The organism is Bacillus sp. AFS023182, from assembly GCF_002560575.1.
Lineage (GTDB): Bacteria > Bacillota > Bacilli > Bacillales > Bacillaceae_G > Bacillus_A > Bacillus_A arachidis.
The window spans coordinates 1-423 of sequence record NZ_NTRO01000182.1; the positions used below are offsets into that span (position 1 = coordinate 1).

The window sequence follows — 423 nt, forward strand, 5'->3', positions numbered from 1 at the left end:
TTATGGAGTTGAATTTATCTTATGCAAATTAATTTTGAACAGTTAAGAGCAATCATGAAGCAATCCGGAATTCCAGTTTATCGTGATAGTGCTCCTACTGATGCGAAATATCCTTATATTGTGTATGAATTTGTGAATGAACAGCATAAGAGGGCTTCTAATAAGGTCTTAAAGTCAATGCCTTTATATCAAATTGCAGTTATTACAAATGGTACTGAAGCAGATTATGAGCCACTAAAGGCTGTTTTTAATGATGCTGGTGTTTCTTATGCTCAGTTCGAAGGAATACCTTATGACGAAAATGACGACACTATCACACAGTTTATAACGTATGTGAGGTGTATTAATGGCTAGTAATCATAATGGATTCGCTGATGCTTTGGAAGATATTAATACATTGTTGCGAGTGAATAAACAAGTAAG

General features: G+C 34.3%; 1 protein-coding gene and 1 pseudogene. Both read left to right on the forward strand.

What is annotated here, in order from left to right:
* Positions 1-21 precede the first annotated feature (21 nt).
* Positions 22-354: a hypothetical protein gene (locus tag CN288_RS28105; RefSeq protein WP_098303654.1), complete on the forward strand. Its 333-nt coding sequence runs from the start codon at positions 22-24 to the stop codon at positions 352-354.
* Positions 347-423: pseudogene (locus CN288_RS28110) on the forward strand (HK97 gp10 family phage protein); the annotation flags it as partial. The gene CN288_RS28105 and the pseudogene CN288_RS28110, both read left to right, overlap by 8 nt.